The 14,642-nt window shown below is 72.7% G+C and carries 9 protein-coding genes; 2 read left to right on the top strand and 7 right to left on the bottom strand.

The genetic code is table 11. The features are described from left to right. Window positions 1-280 precede the first annotated feature (280 nt). The 6 genes from ACWEV0_RS07215 to ACWEV0_RS07190 form a co-directional block, all read right to left on the bottom strand. Window positions 281-3,133 carry an AfsR/SARP family transcriptional regulator gene (locus tag ACWEV0_RS07215; protein WP_453147244.1) on the bottom strand — a complete coding sequence of 951 codons (2,853 nt, stop codon included), beginning with the start codon at window positions 3,131-3,133 and terminating at the stop codon, window positions 281-283. A 154-nt stretch (window positions 3,134-3,287) separates the two neighbouring features. After that, complete coding sequence (gene xdhC, locus ACWEV0_RS07210) at window positions 3,288-4,100, bottom strand: xanthine dehydrogenase accessory protein XdhC (protein ID WP_453147322.1); 813 nt, start codon at window positions 4,098-4,100, stop codon at window positions 3,288-3,290. Window position 4,101: 1 nt separating this feature from the next. Then, window positions 4,102-6,486 (bottom strand): xanthine dehydrogenase molybdopterin binding subunit, encoded by a 2,385-nt coding sequence (gene xdhB, locus ACWEV0_RS07205; RefSeq protein WP_453147243.1) that lies wholly within the window; start codon window positions 6,484-6,486, stop codon window positions 4,102-4,104. After that, a complete protein-coding gene (locus tag ACWEV0_RS07200; protein ID WP_453147241.1) occupies window positions 6,483-7,958 on the bottom strand; it encodes a xanthine dehydrogenase small subunit in 1,476 nt (491 codons plus the stop codon). Before ACWEV0_RS07200 ends, xdhB begins: the two co-directional genes overlap by 4 nt. A gap of 447 nt (window positions 7,959-8,405) precedes the next feature. Next, complete coding sequence (locus ACWEV0_RS07195) at window positions 8,406-8,570, bottom strand: hypothetical protein (RefSeq protein ID WP_453147239.1); 165 nt, start codon at window positions 8,568-8,570, stop codon at window positions 8,406-8,408. 69 nt (window positions 8,571-8,639) lie between these two features. Continuing rightward, the gene (locus ACWEV0_RS07190) at window positions 8,640-10,202 is read right to left on the bottom strand and encodes a serine/threonine protein kinase (RefSeq protein ID WP_453147237.1); all 1,563 of its coding nucleotides are present in this window, start codon (window positions 10,200-10,202) and stop codon (window positions 8,640-8,642) included. A 180-nt stretch (window positions 10,203-10,382) separates the two neighbouring features. Between ACWEV0_RS07190 and ACWEV0_RS07185 the strand changes: the two genes are divergently transcribed. Next, the gene (locus tag ACWEV0_RS07185; RefSeq protein ID WP_453147235.1) at window positions 10,383-11,522 is read left to right on the top strand and encodes a PP2C family protein-serine/threonine phosphatase; all 1,140 of its coding nucleotides are present in this window, start codon (window positions 10,383-10,385) and stop codon (window positions 11,520-11,522) included. 33 nt (window positions 11,523-11,555) lie between these two features. On the opposite strand, the gene ACWEV0_RS07180 is transcribed toward ACWEV0_RS07185, so the two are convergent. After that, window positions 11,556-12,788, bottom strand: coding sequence for a serine hydrolase domain-containing protein (locus ACWEV0_RS07180; RefSeq protein ID WP_453147233.1), 1,233 nt, complete (start codon window positions 12,786-12,788; stop codon window positions 11,556-11,558). A gap of 332 nt (window positions 12,789-13,120) precedes the next feature. Between ACWEV0_RS07180 and ACWEV0_RS07175 the strand changes: the two genes are divergently transcribed. Beyond that, window positions 13,121-14,641: a sensor histidine kinase gene (locus ACWEV0_RS07175; protein WP_453147231.1), complete on the top strand. Its 1,521-nt coding sequence runs from the start codon at window positions 13,121-13,123 to the stop codon at window positions 14,639-14,641. The last annotated feature ends 1 nt before the right edge of the window (window position 14,642 follow it).

Genomic DNA, 14,642 nt, shown 5'->3' with positions numbered 1-14,642 from the left:
CTTCTGTGACGAGGCGAAGGGAGCCGCGATCACAGCGCCGGCGCGCGGCCCGTCCCGCATGCGCCGCCGACCCGTGATCCGTGGTGAGGCGGACGGGCACACCTCGCGGACCCGACGCGTCGCGCGGGTCCGCGAGGACGGGCTGGGTCTGCTCCGTCGTCACTCGGCTCCGTTGAGGGCGACGGCGTCGGCGGTGCTGTCGGCGGCCGTCCGCATGATCGTCGCAGTGCGGTCCAACGGATCACCAACAGCCCGCCAACGAACGGCACTTACGGTGTCGTCAGCGGTGCTCCAGCTTGCGGCGCACGGCCTCGGCGTCGTCGTGCCGGAGCGATTCGAGCAGCTCCGAGGCCCGTCGCCATGCCTCCCGGGCCGCCCCAAAGCGACCGGCCGCCTGCTCCGCGTCGCCGAGGTGGTCGAGCGAGACGGCCTCGTCGTAGGCGGAGCCGGCCTCGCGCAGTGCCTCCGCCGCGAGCCGGAAACAGTGCGCCGCCCGCTCCGGGGCGCCCGAGCTCTGGTGCACCGCGCCGATGCCGTCCCAGGTCAGGGCCAGGCTGCGCCGGTCGCCGAGCTCCTCGAAGACCGCGCGGGCGGCGTCGCACATGGCCAGGGCTTCGGCGTGGTTGCCGAGCAGGGCGTGGACACGGCCGACGTTGTTCAGGGCTCTGGCCTCACCGCTCCGGTGGCCCAGGATCTGGAAGAGCGCGAGGGCCCGCTCGTTGTGGCGCAGCGCTTCCTCGGGGCACTGCTGCCGTTCGTACCGCCCCGCGAGGTCGAGATGGACGTCCGCCTGGCCGAGCAGGTCCCCCTCGGCGGTGAACAGGTCGAGTGCCCGGCGCAGATGGGCCTCGGCCTCCGGGGCGCTCCGGCGCAGGGCCGCGCCCAGTTCGCGGTGCGCCTGCGCCCGGGCCGTCGGGTCGCCCAGGCGCTCCGCCGCCTTCAGGGCGACGGTCTGGACGAGCGCCCCGTCCGCCCAGTGCCCACCCCAGAGCAGATGCGTCTTCAGTGCGTGGGCCAGCTGCCAGCACGCGAGGGCGAGACCGGCCTCACCGGCGCGGGAGACGGTCTGCACCAGGGCCGCGTGTTCGGCCGCGAACCATTCCCTGGCCTGCGTGGCGTCCGCGAGGTGCTCGGGGCGCACGCCCCGTCCGGCCCTCGGGGGCAGATCGAGGGGGACGAGCTGGGGATCCATGAGGAGGGCGCCCCGCTGGGCGGTGCGGAGACAGTGCTCGGTCACGCGTCTGAGCGCGGAGAGCCGGCTCGCCGCGGAGTCGGTCCGTTCGCCGAGCTCCGTCGCGAAGGCGCGCAGGAGGTCGTGGAAGGCGTACCGGCCGTCCGCGTCCTCGGTGACGAGGTTGGCCTGGGCCAGTTCGGTCAGCAGCGCGTGCGCTCGGGGCCGTGGGACGGCGGCGAGGCTGGCGGCCAGGGCCACGGTGACGCTGGGCCCGGGGTGGACGGCGAGCAGGCGGAAGAGGCGGGCGGTGGCGGGGCCCAGCGTCTCGTAGGACCAGGAGAGCACCGCGCGGACGTCGCTGACGGCGTCGTTCCCGGCGAAGGCGTCGAGACCGCAGGCGTGCCGCAGATGTTCGACGAGCCGGCTCAGGGACAGAGTGGGGATGACCGCCGCACGGGCGCCCACCACGGCCAGGGCCAGGGGGAGCCGCGCGGTCAGCGCGACGGCCTCGTCGACCGCGCGCGGGTCGGCCGCGGCGCGGTCGTGGCCGACGCGGGCGGTGAGCAGCTCGCGCGCCTCGTCGGGCGGCAGCACGTCCAGGGTGACGGGGTGGGCGCCTTCGACGGCGACGAGGCCGAGGAGCTGGTCCCTGCTCGTCACGAGGGTCAGGCTGGTCGCCGATCCCGGCAGCAGCGGCCGTACGTGTGCGGCGTCGCGGGCGTTGTCGAGCAGGATCAGCAGGCGGCGTCCGTCGGTCAGCGTGCGGAAGAGGGCGGTGCGGGCCTCCGGGGATGCCGGCATCCGGGCCCTGGGGACGCCGAGCCCTTCAAGGAGGCTCCGCAGGGCGCTGTGCGCTGGGACCGCGAAGCCCTCGGGCCCGAAGCCGCGCAGGTCGAGATGGAGCTGCCCGTCGGGGAAGTCCGCGCGGACCCGGTGCGCCCAGTGCACCGCGAGGGTCGTCTTGCCCACGCCCCCGGGGCCGGAGAGCACGATCGGACCGCTGCCACCGGGCCGGCGGGCGTCGTCGAGCAGCGCGTCGAGCCGGGCGAGCTCCGCCCGCCGGCCCGAGAAGTAGCGGGAGGCGGGGGGAAGTTGGGCGGGTATACGGCCTCCGGCGGGCACCGGACCGCGGCGGGCGCCGGCGGTCTCCGCCGGACCCGGTGCGGCATCGCGCGGGGTGGGCGCGGCCCTCCTCGCGGGCCGGGCGTGGCCGTCGGCGCCCCGCAGGATCTCCGCCAGCGCCTCCTGCACGGCGTGGCCGGGATCCACGCCGAGTTCGTCGGCCAGGGTTCCGCGGAGCCGGTGGAAGACCGCCAGGGCCTCCGCCTGGCGGTCGGTGCGGTGCAGCGCGATCATCAGATGGCGGTGGAAGCCCTCCCGCAGCGGGTACTGCTCCGTGATCGTGGGCAGCTCGGCGGCCAGGGCCTCGTACCGGCCGAGCCGCAGATCGGCCTCGCAGCGCCATTCGAGGGCGACGAGCCTGGCCTCGTCCAGGGCCTGGAGACCCGGCCCGTACAGCGGACTGTGGCCGAGTCCGGGCAGGTCCGCGAGCGGGCTTCCCCGCCACAGTGCCAGCGCGGACACGCACGCACGGCGTACGTCCTCCCAGTCCTCGCGGAGCCGGGCGGCCCGGGCGGTGCTCAGCAGGTCCTCGTGCGCGTCGCTGTCGAGCGCGCCGTGCGCCACGTCCAGGACGTATCCGGTCGGGACCGACCGGAGGCGGCCGGCATCGTCCGGTCCCAGTGCCCTGCGCAGCCGCGCGACGTGGTTGTGGAGCGAACTCGCCGCCGTCGCGGGCGGGGCGGTTCCCCACAGCGCGGTCCTGAGCTCGTCGGCGGAGACCACCCGGCCGCGCCTCAGGAGCAGAATGCCCAGGACGGTCCGGACCTTCGTACTGCCGATGACCAGAGGACCGGCGGCACCGTGCACCGTGAGAGGGCCGAGCAGACCGAAACGCATCCGGGGAACTCCTGAGCTCAGTGACCGACGGCCGCGTACGTCGCACACGGGCCGGTCACCGGTTTACGCCACAGGTCGCCCCTTGATCGAATCGGAAGCGGGCACTCCTCTCCCGCCGGTCCGCAGGCTCCCCGGCCTCCGCGACGGGGGGAGGTCAGCGGTTCTCGCGCTCGAAGGTCAGGAGCAGGTCGGCCGCGACGCTCACCGCGATCGTGGCGGGTTCCTTGCCGGTGATCCCGGAGAGGCCGATCGGGGTCTTGATCCGGTCGATGGTGGCGGCGTCGTGGCCGCCCTCGTTGGCCAGGCGCTGGCGGAAGCGCGTCCACTTGGCGGCCGAGCCGATCAGGCCGATCGAGCCGAGACCCGGGGTCCGCAGGGCGGCGTCGCAGAGCGCGGCGTCCTCGGCGTGGTCGTGGGTCATGATCAGGACGTGGGTGCCGGGTGCCAGCTCTTCGAGCACCTCCTCCGGGAGGAGGGGGGTGTGGTGCACGTGGACCTGCGCGACCGCGTCCGCCGTGAGCACGTCGAGCCGTTCCTCGGCGAGCATCTCGGCGCGGCTGTCCGTCAGATGCAGGTCGATGTCGTGGCGGGCCAGGAGGCGGGCCAGTTCGAGGCCGACGTGCCCGATGCCGAAGATCGCCACCGCCGGGACCACCGGCAGCGGTTCGAGGAAGACGGAGACGGCGCCGCCGCAGCACTGCACCCCGTGCCGGCCGGTGACCTTGTCGTTCAGGGCGAACTCCATGAGCTCCGGCTCCGCGTCGGACTTCTCGATCAGCTCGCGGGCCCGGTCGATCGCGACGGCCTCGATGTTGCCGCCGCCGATGGAGCCCCAGGCCCCGGTCCGGCCCACGACGAGCTTGGCGCCGGCCTTGCGTGGTGCGTGACCGCGCACGGTCGCGACGGTCACGAGCACGCCGGGTTCCCGGCGAGCTCGCAACCGCGCGACCGCGGCGACCCAGGTCATGTCAGGCATGGCTCAGGGCGTTTGCTTCCGCACGGGGCTCGCTGCCCCGCACGTCGCTCTCACGGGCCGCCTCGACGGCCCAGTACACCGCCTCCGGCGTCGCCGGGCAGGCGAGGTCGACGCTGACGCCGGCGGGTCCGAACGCCGCGGCGGCCTGCCGCAGCGCCTCCCGCACCGAGAACGCCAGCATGAGCGGCGGCTCGCCCACGGCCTTGGAGCCGTACACGGCGCCCTCTTCGGTGGCGTTCTCCAGCAGCGTGACGTTGAACTCCTCCGGCATCTCGGAGAAGCTCGGCAGCTTGTACGTGCTCGCGGCCTGGGTCAGCAGCCGGCCGCGGTTGGGGCCGTCGCTGGTGTCCCAGCGCAGGTCCTCCAGCGTCAGCCAGCCCGCGCCCTGCACGAAACCGCCCTCGACCTGACCGATGTCGATCATCGGGGACAGGCTGTCGCCGACGTCGTGCACGATGTCGACGCGCCGGATGCGGTACGCGCCGGTGAAGCCGTCCACCTCCACCTCGGTCGCGGCAGCGCCGTGGGCGAAGTACTTGAACGGGGAGCCGCGGAAGGACTTCGCGTCCCAGTGCAGCCCCTCGGTCCGGTAGTAGCCGGCGGCCGACAGCTGCACCCGCTGGAAGTACGCGGTGTGCACCAGGTCGTCCCAGGCCAGCTCCTTGTCGCTGCCCAGGACGCGGGCGACGCCCTCGACGATGCGGACGTCCGAGGCGTTCCCGCCCAGCTGGCTCGCGGCCACCTGCAGCAGGCGGTCGCGCAGCTGCTCACAGGCGTTCTTGATCGCCCCGCCGTTGAGGTCCGCGCCGGAGCTGGCCGCGGTGGCGGAGGTGTTGGGCACCTTGTCGGTACGCGTCGGGGCGAGGCGCACCTTGTGCAGCGGGATGCCCAGCGTGGTCGCGGCCACCTGCATCATCTTGGTGTGCAGGCCCTGGCCCATCTCGGTGCCGCCGTGGTTGATCAGGACGGAGCCGTCCTTGTAGATCAGCACCAGCGCGCCGCCCTGGTTGAAGGCGGTGAGGTTGAACGAGATGCCGAACTTGATGCCGGTGATCGCGAGCGCCCGCTTGGTGTTCGGGTGCGCGGCGTTGAAGGCCGCGATCTCGCGCTTGCGGTCGGCGATGCCGGCCTCGTTCTGGACCTGCTGCCAGACGGTGGAGATCCGCTCGGCCTGCGTGACCGGCTGGCCGTACGGCGTCGTCTGGCCCTGGCCCGGCTGGTAGAAGTTGCGCTCCCGCAGCTCCATGGGGTCCAGGCCGAGCTGCGGCGCGCAGCGGCCGAGGATGTCCTCGATGACCAGCATGCCCTGGGGTCCGCCGAAGCCGCGGAAGGCGGTGTTCGAGACCGTGTTGGTCTTCGCGATGCGACCGGCGACGCGCGCGTTGGGGATCCAGTACGTGTTGTCGATGTGGCACAGCGCGCGGGCGAGCACCGGCTCGGACAGGTCCAGGCTCCAGCCGCCGTCCGCGGTCAGCGTGGCGTCGAGGGCCTGGATGCGGCCCTCGGCGTCGAAGCCGATCTTCCACGTGGCGTGGAAGCCGTGCCGCTTGCCGGACATGGTGAGGTCCTGGGTCCGGTTGAACCGGAAGCGGACGGGCCGGCCGGTCAGCTTGGCGCCGAGCGCGGCGATGGCCGCGAAGCCGTGCGGCTGCATCTCCTTGCCGCCGAAGCCGCCGCCCATCCGCAGGCACTGCACCGTCACCTCGTGGGCGGGCACGCCGAGCACGTGCGAGACGATCTCCTGCGTCTCCGACGGGTGCTGGGTGCTGCTCTGGATGAACACCTGGCCGTTCTCGTCGACCTGGGCCAGCGCCGCGTGGGTCTCGAGGTAGAAGTGCTCCTGGCCGGAGAACTGGAACTCGCCGGTGATCACGTGCGCGGAGTCGGCGAAGCCGGCGTCGATGTCACCGGTCTCCATCAGGGGCCGGGCGCCGTGGAAGCTCTCGGCCTCGATCGCGTCCTGCAGCGTGATCAGCGAGGGCAGCTCGTCGAGCTCCACCTCGACGGCCGCCGCACCGAGCCGGGCCGCCTCCAGGGTCTCGCCGAGCACCCAGGCCACGGCGTGGCCGTGGAACATGACCTCGTCGGGGAAGAGCGGCTCGTCGTGCTTCATGCCGGCGTCGTTGACGCCGGGCACGTCGGCGCCGGTCAGCACGCGGACCACACCGGGCACGGCGAGCGCGGGCTCGGTGCGCAGCGCGGTGATCCGGCCGTGCGCCTTCATGACCTGGACCGGGTAGGCGTGCAGGACGTCCTTGGTCCGGTAGACCAGGTCGTCGGTGTAGAGCGCGGTGCCGGTGACGTGCAGGTTGGCGCTCTCGTGCGGCATCGATACGCCGACGACGGGCTTCTCGGGACGCTCGGACAGATGACTCATGACGACACCGCCTCGGTGGTCTGGGCGTACAGCTTCTTCAGGCTCTGGCCGAGCATCGCGGAGCGGTAGAGGGCGCTGGCGCGGTGGTCGTCCATCGGCGTGCCCTCGGAGCGCAGCTCGCGGGCCGCGGCCTCGACGGTCTCCGCCGACCACGGCCTGCCCTCCAGGGCGGCCTCGGTGGCGAGCGCGCGGATCGGGGTGGCGGCCACGCCGCCCAGGCCGATGCGCGCCTTGCGGACGATGCCGTCCTCGATGTCGAGCGCGAAGGCGACCGCGACGCTGGAGATGTCGTCGAAGCGGCGCTTGGCGATCTTGTGGAAGGCCGTTACGGGCGACAGCGGCAGCGGGACGCGCACGGCGCGGATCAGCTCGTCGGGGCGGCGCACGCTCTGCCGGTAGCCGGTGAAGTACTCCGCCAGCGGGACCACGCGCTCGCCGTCGGCGCCGGCGAGCACCAGCGACGCCTCGAGCGCGAGCAGCACCGGCGGGCTGTCACCGATCGGGGAGCCGGTACCGAGGTTGCCGCCGAGGGTGGCGCTGTTACGGATGAGCCGGGAGGCGAACTGCGGGAACAGCTCGGCGAGCAGCGGGACTTCGCCGTCCAGGCGGCGCTCGATCTCGGTGAGCGTGACGGCCGCGCCGATCTCGATGTGGTCGGACTCGACGCGCAGCTCGCGCAGTTCGGGCAGCCGGTCGATGGCGACCACGCAACTCGCGCGGCGGGAACGGATGTTCACCTCGACGCCGAAGTCGGTGCTGCCGGAGACCAGCACCGCGTCGGGCCGCTCGCGCAGCACCTGCAGCGCCTCGCCGAGGGTGGCGGGCCGCAGGAACGTGCTGCCGTCCCGGGTGTAGTCGGTGGCGACCGGAGCGGGCGGCTCCTGGTCGCGCCGCTGCGCGAAGGGGTCGTCCTCGGCGGGCTCGCCGACGGCGAAGGCGGCGTCGCGGATCGGCCGGTAGCCGGTACAGCGACAGAGGTTTCCGCTCAGCGAGTGCAGGTCGAAGCCGTTCGGGCCGTGCTCGGCGTCGACGCCGTCAGCGCCGTCCGCGTCCGGCTCGCCGTGCGCGCAGCGGTCGGGCCGGTAGTACTCCGACGCCATGCTGCAGATGAATCCCGGCGTGCAGTAGCCGCACTGGGAGCCACCGCGGACTGCCATCTCCTCCTGCACCGGGTGCAGCGTGGGCGGTGTGCCGTCCTCGCCGGGCGTGGCGAGGCCCTCGGCGGTGACGATCTCCTGACCGTCGAGCGCCGCGACCGGCACCAGACAGGCGTTGACCGCCACCCAGTCGGTGGGCTTGTTCACTCCGGGACGGGCGACCAGGACCGAACACGCGCCGCACTCGCCCTCGGCACAGCCTTCCTTGGTGCCGGTCAGGCCTCGGTCGCGCAGGAAGTCGAGGACCGTCGTGTGGGGCGAAGCAGGTGAGATCGGTGCTTCTTTCCCATTGACCGTGATCCGTGCCTCTACCATGACATGTCCCCATTTCGGTGCACGGTCGTTCGATTTAGCCTAGTCGCCATTTAAGGAGCCTTCTATTTCGCTGGCGCAGCTCAGGAACCCGGATCACACACCGGTACGCGGGGAGGCGCTGTGGATGTGCGGAAACGGTGACAGAAGTCAGATGCCAGAAATCAGATGACAGAAATCAGAAAATGCCGGGGCCGCAAGAGGGCACACCGGAAAAGGGCTGCTCAGCAGCCGTGCGCGACGCGACCCGGAACCCAGGCGGTCCGCAGAGCGAGGCGGTGCAGGTCGGAGAAGATCGACATCCGACTTCGCCCCCTTTCCACGGCTCACGAGTCGGTTCGCCGAAAGTACGTCGCCGCAGGCCGATAGGTCAAGCCTGCGGCGCCGAAATATGAGACGGCATCCGCGCCGCGACAAGCAGGGCCCGGATGCCCGGGGTGACGGCTGCTCCTAGCGGCGCAGCGTCGGCGCGGCGATGACGCCGTTGCCCTCGTCGGAGCAGGAGGAGGACTCGACCTTCAGGCGCAGCCGGAGTGCCCCGGTGATCTTCAGGGTGCGGGAGATGGGCTTGCCGAGCTGCACGGTCTCGTTGAACAGGGCCGGCTGGTCGTCCACGGAGACCACGATGCGGGCCGTCTCGATCTTCGATCCGTCGTCGATGCCCGCGGTGAACTCGAACGTCTGTCACTCGCGGTTCAGGTCGTACTCGACGTACGCGCCGTTGTAGCAGTCGCCGAGCAGCGCCGTCCCGTACTCCTTGGTATTGATCTTGGCGGGGCCGACCGTGAAGGAGTCGGGCTCGCTGACCGACGACAGCGTGGTCAGGTCCGCCACGGGCACGTCGGGCAGCGAGCCCGGGTCGTAGGACGGACTGCCGGACGTGTCCGGGTCGGCGGTCCCGGTGTCGCCGGGCGTGTCGCTGGGGTCGGACGTGGGGCTCTCGGTGGTCGGATCCGGGGTGGGCTCGGTGGTGGCGGGGGCCGAGCTGGACGGGGCGTCCGCGGACTTGGCGGGGTCGTCCTGCTTCCTGTCGCCGAGGAGCCGGACGCCGGCGACGGCGACGACGGCGATCAGCACGACCCCGGCGACGGCTCCGACGAGCAGGCCGCGGCGCCTGCGGCGCGGCCGCTCGGACGTGGGCGTCGGCGTGGCCGCGGTCGCCCCGTACTGCGGCATGCCCGCGGTGGGCGTCCCGCCGGCCGGAACCCCCGCGCCCGGCGGCGAAGGCGCGTACGCCGGTCCGAAGCCGGCCGGGGGCGCGGCGGCGGCCGGGGGCGGACCGGCAGGCGGCGGCGGTGCGGCCGCAGGGGCCGGCGGGACGGCGTCCTGGACGCCCGCGGACCGGGACGCGGTGGTCGTGGACGCCACCCCGTGCCGTACGTCCTTCACCCAGGCCGAGAGGCTCAGCGGGCGCCGGTCGGGATCGGCGGCGGTGATCGCGGCGATCCGGCCCTGCTGCTCGGCCGGCAGGGCGGCGATCTGCGGGAGGGACAGGAACGCCTGCGCCAGCTGTTCGGGCGCGGGCGGCGGGGCCTGCCCGCTGAGCAGGAAGTAGGTGATCGCGCCGAACGCGTACCGGTCGGAGCCGGGCGTCCGCTTGCCCTCGAAGACCTCGGGCGCCGCGTACCCGGGAGTGAACCAGACCTCGGCGGTCTGGTGGTCGGCGGTCAGCTTGCTCAGACCGAAGTCGACGAGCGTGGCCTGGCCGTGCCGGTCGACCATCACGTTGCCGGGCGAGAGGTCGCCGTGGACGACGGTGCGGCCGGAGGGGGTGGCCTTGCCCGAGTGCAGCCAGTCGAGGACGTCGGCGAGCTGTTCGAGCGTCCGCATGACCTCGCGGCGCTCGGCGGGGGTGGCGAGGGTGCGCTCGTCCCGCCAGTCGCGCAGGTCGAGGCCGTCGACATGGTTCATGACCAGGACGAGCGCCCGCCCGCTGAGCGTGCCCGCCTCGCCGGGCCGGTGGATCGGCGGCCCCTGGAAGTGCTCCCGCACGCCGACGACGCCGGGGCGGTGGACGAAGCGCAGCAGCTCGGCCTGCTCGTTCCACTTCTGGCTCGCCCGCTCGAACAGCTCGGGCGTGATCGTCGTCTTGGAGTCGAGCACCTTGACGACGACGGGCTCCGTCCCGCCCGCCAGCTCGATCTCCGCGAGATAGAGCACGGCCTCGCCACCTCGACCGATGGAACGCAGCAGGCGGTACCGATCGGGCGCCGAGTCCGGCCCGATGTGATGTGCTGTCCCGCTCAATTCTCCCCCACGTCACACGAATTGACTGGCGCTCAGCTTGCCGTCCGCCGATTGCGTGGTCAACCGAACACGGAAAGCCGCGTCGCGTCGCCCGCCCGCGCGGCCGCGTCCCCGGCGCTCCGCACCGCGCCGGTGGCCCGGCGACAGGACATGCCCCGCCGCCTGAGGTATGCCTTTCACATGGACCCCCGCCAGCGAAGCTCCGCGCCCGGCCGTCCCCGGCACCGGCTGCTGCTCGCCGCGTCCTTCGCGCTCATCGTGGCGGTCACCGTGGTGGACGTCCTGGCCCCTCCCGACGTCCATCTGGGGCCGTTCCTGATCGCCGCGCCGGCGGTGACGGCGTCCTTCGCGGGCCCGCGCATGACGGCCTTCGTCGGTGCGGTCGCGGTCCTCGCCCAGACGGTGGTGGCGGTCACGCGGACGACCCTCACGGACCTGAACCACACGTACCAGATCGTCGCGCTGGTGCTGATCTCGGTCATCGCGACCTTCTTCGCCCATCTGCGGGAGCGGGACGAGAGCCGGATGACCCGGCTGCGGTCCATCGCCCACGCCGCTCAGAACGTCGTCCTGCGCCCCCTCCCCCAGCGGTCCGGCCCGCTGCGCATCGCCTCGGTGTACCTGGCGGCCGAGGAGGAGGCGCAGATGGGCGGCGACCTGTACGCGGCGGCCCGTACGGCGGACGGGACCCGGCTGCTGATCGGGGACGCCAGGGGCAAGGGGCTCGACGCGATCAGCGAGGCGTCACTCGTCCTGGGCGCCTTCCGGGTCACCGCCCGCCGCGAGCCCGAGCTGCCGGACCTCATCGGGCACCTGGAGGAGGGCGTCGGCTCGGCGGAGGAGGAGGACGCCGGGGCACAGGGGACGGGATCCGCGGCCGAGGAGGCGGCGGCCCACACGGACGAGGCCTTCGTCACCGCGCTGGTGCTCGACATCCCGGACCGCGAGCCGGTGGTGCGGCTCGTGAACTGCGGCCACCCGCCGCCGCTGCTCCTGCGCGACGGGCGGGTGGTCACGCTCGACTCGGCCGACGCGAGCCCCCCGCTGGGACTGTCCGACGTCCTCTCCCCCGATGTGACGGTGGAGACCTTCCCCTTCGGCGTCGGCGACGTGCTGCTGCTGTACACCGACGGCGTCGTCGAGGCCCGCGACCACTCGCGCGCCTTCTACCCGCTGGCGGAGCGGCTCGCGGCCTGGGCGGGGGACGACCCGACGACGCTGCTGGGCCGTCTGCGGGCCGACCTCCAGGCGTACGCGGGCGGCCACCTGGGCGACGACGCGGCGCTCGTCGCGGTCGAGCGGCTCGCGCCGCGGCCGTAGCGCGCCACAGCCGTCGGAGGGGGCCGGCCCGCCCTAGCCGAAGTCGGGGATCGGGTGTCCGGGGGTCAGGGCGGCCGCGATGCGCTGGGTGATCAGATGGGCGGTGTGGCCGTCGCCGCTATGGGGGCCCTGCGTGGTCGAGACGGCGATGGACAGGCGCTCGGACGGCAGGTAGGCCATGGACGCGGAGTAGCCGAAGAAGAGCGGGTGCTGGGAGATCCAGTCGCCGAGGACGAGGATGCCCAGGCCGTCGTGGGTGGCTTCGGTCTGCTTCAGACAGACGTTCGAAGGGCACTTCTTGGTGGGGTGGCCGAGGCCCACCGTCCCGGGGTTCAGCAGTTCCCGGTACGAGGACGGGGAGAGCAGCTCGCCGGAGCCGAGGCCGCCGGCCGAGCGTTCGAGGTCGCAGATGTCGGTGGTCTCGACCGCGCCGGGAGCGGTGGTCCAGGAGGGGTTCCAGAAGGTCGACTCCTCGTAGATCCCGCGGTCGGAGTCGAAGGCGTGCAGGACGGGTTCCGGGATGTCGGGGGTGTAGGCGTTGCGGGTCTCGCGCAGCCCGAGCGGGCCGGTGACCTCCTGCCGGATCAGGTGGTCCAGGCGGGTCCCGGTGATCTTCTCGAGGGCGGCGCCGAGGAGGACGAAGTTGGCGTGGGAGTAGCTCCAGTTGGTCCCGGGGTCGTACCAGCGGTCCTCATGGGTCGCGAGGTCCACCACCTCGTCGGCCGTCCACTGGCGGAACGGGTTGGCGCCGACGGCCTTCTGGAACGCGGGGAGGCGGACGTAGTCGACGAGGCCGGTGGTGGACGCGCCCAGCATGCGCAGGGTGATCTTCTCGGCGTGCGGCAGGCCGGGCAGCCAGCGCTCGACCGTGTCGTCGAGACCGACCCGGCCCTGGTCGACCAGGCGCAGGAGGGCCGTGCCCAGGTAGCTGATCGCGATGTTGCCGTTGCGGAAGTGCATGGCGGGGTCGGCCGGGACGCCGGTCATGGACTCGCCGAGCGCGGTGGTGATCACCTCGCGGCCGTCGACGGAGACCCGCAGGATGACGGACTTGAGGTCCATGTCCTTCCTGGCCTTCTCGGCGATCCGCAGGATCTCGGCGGCCGGGCCGTGGTGAGGCGGTCGCGAACCGGTGCAGTTCCGGTGGTGGCCGCCGCCCTCGCCCGTCGCGCCGCCGGCGCTCGTGACCGGGGCGCCGAGGGCGACGAGCGTGAGGGCGGTGACGAGGGCGAGGCGCGACCGCGAGGTGGTACGGGCTGGTGTCATGGCCGGAGTATCGGCCGGGCCTTCCGCGCGGCGGCCCAGCCACTCGCCGACCCGCGCGAGCATCACTCATCAGGCGTCGCATTCTGATCATTTGCTTTCAATTTCAGATCACAATTCACCTCTTCATGATCCTGAATTGATTGATGGAGGCTTCCCCTCCATCGAGGTCACAAGTCAAACCCGAACTGACTATGCTCCCCACATGTGTTGCGCTGCGCTCACAGCGAGTCATGAACGCTGAATCAGGCGCCGCAGTCCGCTCATTTCCAGACTGTTTAGGGACCCCCTTGATGGTTCGTGCAGGTTCGACTTCCAGAGCCCTGCCGCGTGCAGTGGCTCCGGTTTGGCTCATCCCTCCCGGAACCCTGGCTGTCGCCCTCGCCATAGGGCTGCTCTTCTCCCCGGCGCAGATACGGTCACCGCTCGCCTGGTACGGACTCGCCGCGGTCGCCCTGACGGTCGTCACCTCGGCCGCGACCGTGCACCGGCTGCGGTCGGCGGAGGCGGTCCGGTACGCGCGGGCGTCCGCCGACACCCAGGAGTACTACGCGGGGCGCGAGGCCGCGCTGCTCGGGCGTCTGGCCGATCAGCGGTCCACCACCGTGTGGATGGCCGAGTCGCTCCTGCCGGCGGCCGTCGCCCGCCTGAAGAAGGGCGAACCCGCCTCGGAGATCCTGCACTCGGCCGCCTTCGGGGAACATCTCGACCCCGAGTTCGCCGAGGCGCTCCGAGAAGCCCTGCGGACGCTCCTCGAAGCCGTGGAGACCGAGGAGAGCACCCGGGACTCCTCCCAGCGGGCCCTGGTGGCGGTCGCCCGCCGGATGCAGGCGATCGTGCACCAGCTCGCCAAGGACCTCCACGCCATGCAGATCCTGCACGGCACGGACCTCGTGGTCTCCCGCGGCCTGCAGGGCATCGACCACCGCAACGCCCTGATCGGCCGCCTCGCCGCCAGCATCGCGGTCCTGGGCGACGCCCGGCCCGGGCGCCAGTGGTCGAGGGCGATCCCGCTCTACGACGTGCTGCGCGGCGCCATGTCCCGCATCGTCGACTTCCCGCGCGTGAAGCTGCAGTCGGTGACGGAGGTGGCCGTGATCGGCCCCGGCGCCGAGCCGCTGATCCACCTGCTCGCCGAACTGCTCGACAACGCCACCACGTTCTCGCCGCCGCACACCCCGGTCGAGGTGACCGCGAGCGAGGTGCCCACCGGCGTCGCGATCGAGATCGAGGACCGCGGGGTCGGACTCACCGAGGAGGTCCGCCACCGCATCGAGCGCGTCATGGCGCAGGCGGCACGGGGCAACCTGATGTCGGGCCTGGGCGAGGTGACCCAGCTCGGCCTGCCCGTCGTGAGCCGGCTGGCCCGCGAGCACGGCTGCGTGGTCGATCTGCGCACCTCCGCCTACGGCGGCGTACGGGCCGTCGTGCTCGTCCCCCGGCGCCTGATCACCACGGTTCCCCAGCCCCTCGTGCGGACCCCGCAGCCCGTCCGCAAGCACCCGGGCGGCCCGATCCGTACGCGGCCCCTGTCGGCGCCCGCGCCCGTACCGGCACCGGCACCCGCGCCCGCGCCCGCCGTCCCGGTCGACGCCGTGCCGGACGCCGGTGAGACCGGCACGACCGTCAACGGGCTCCCCCGGCGGCGCCGGGAGTCCCCCGTACCGACGCCGCTCGTCCGCACGCCCCCCGCGCCCGGCACGGCTCCGCCCGTCACCCGGCGGCCCTCCGGCACGTCGTCCCCCCAACCGGGTCTGATGTGGGAGGCGTTCAACGGCGAGCGGCGCACAGCCGCCGAACCCACCGCTCCACCCAGCCAGCCGTCCGACAGCAAGCCGTCAGATGAGGTCGATTAAC

The organism is Streptomyces sp. NPDC003943 (assembly GCF_053605265.1).
This window is presented reverse-complemented; position numbering and strand designations above follow the sequence as displayed.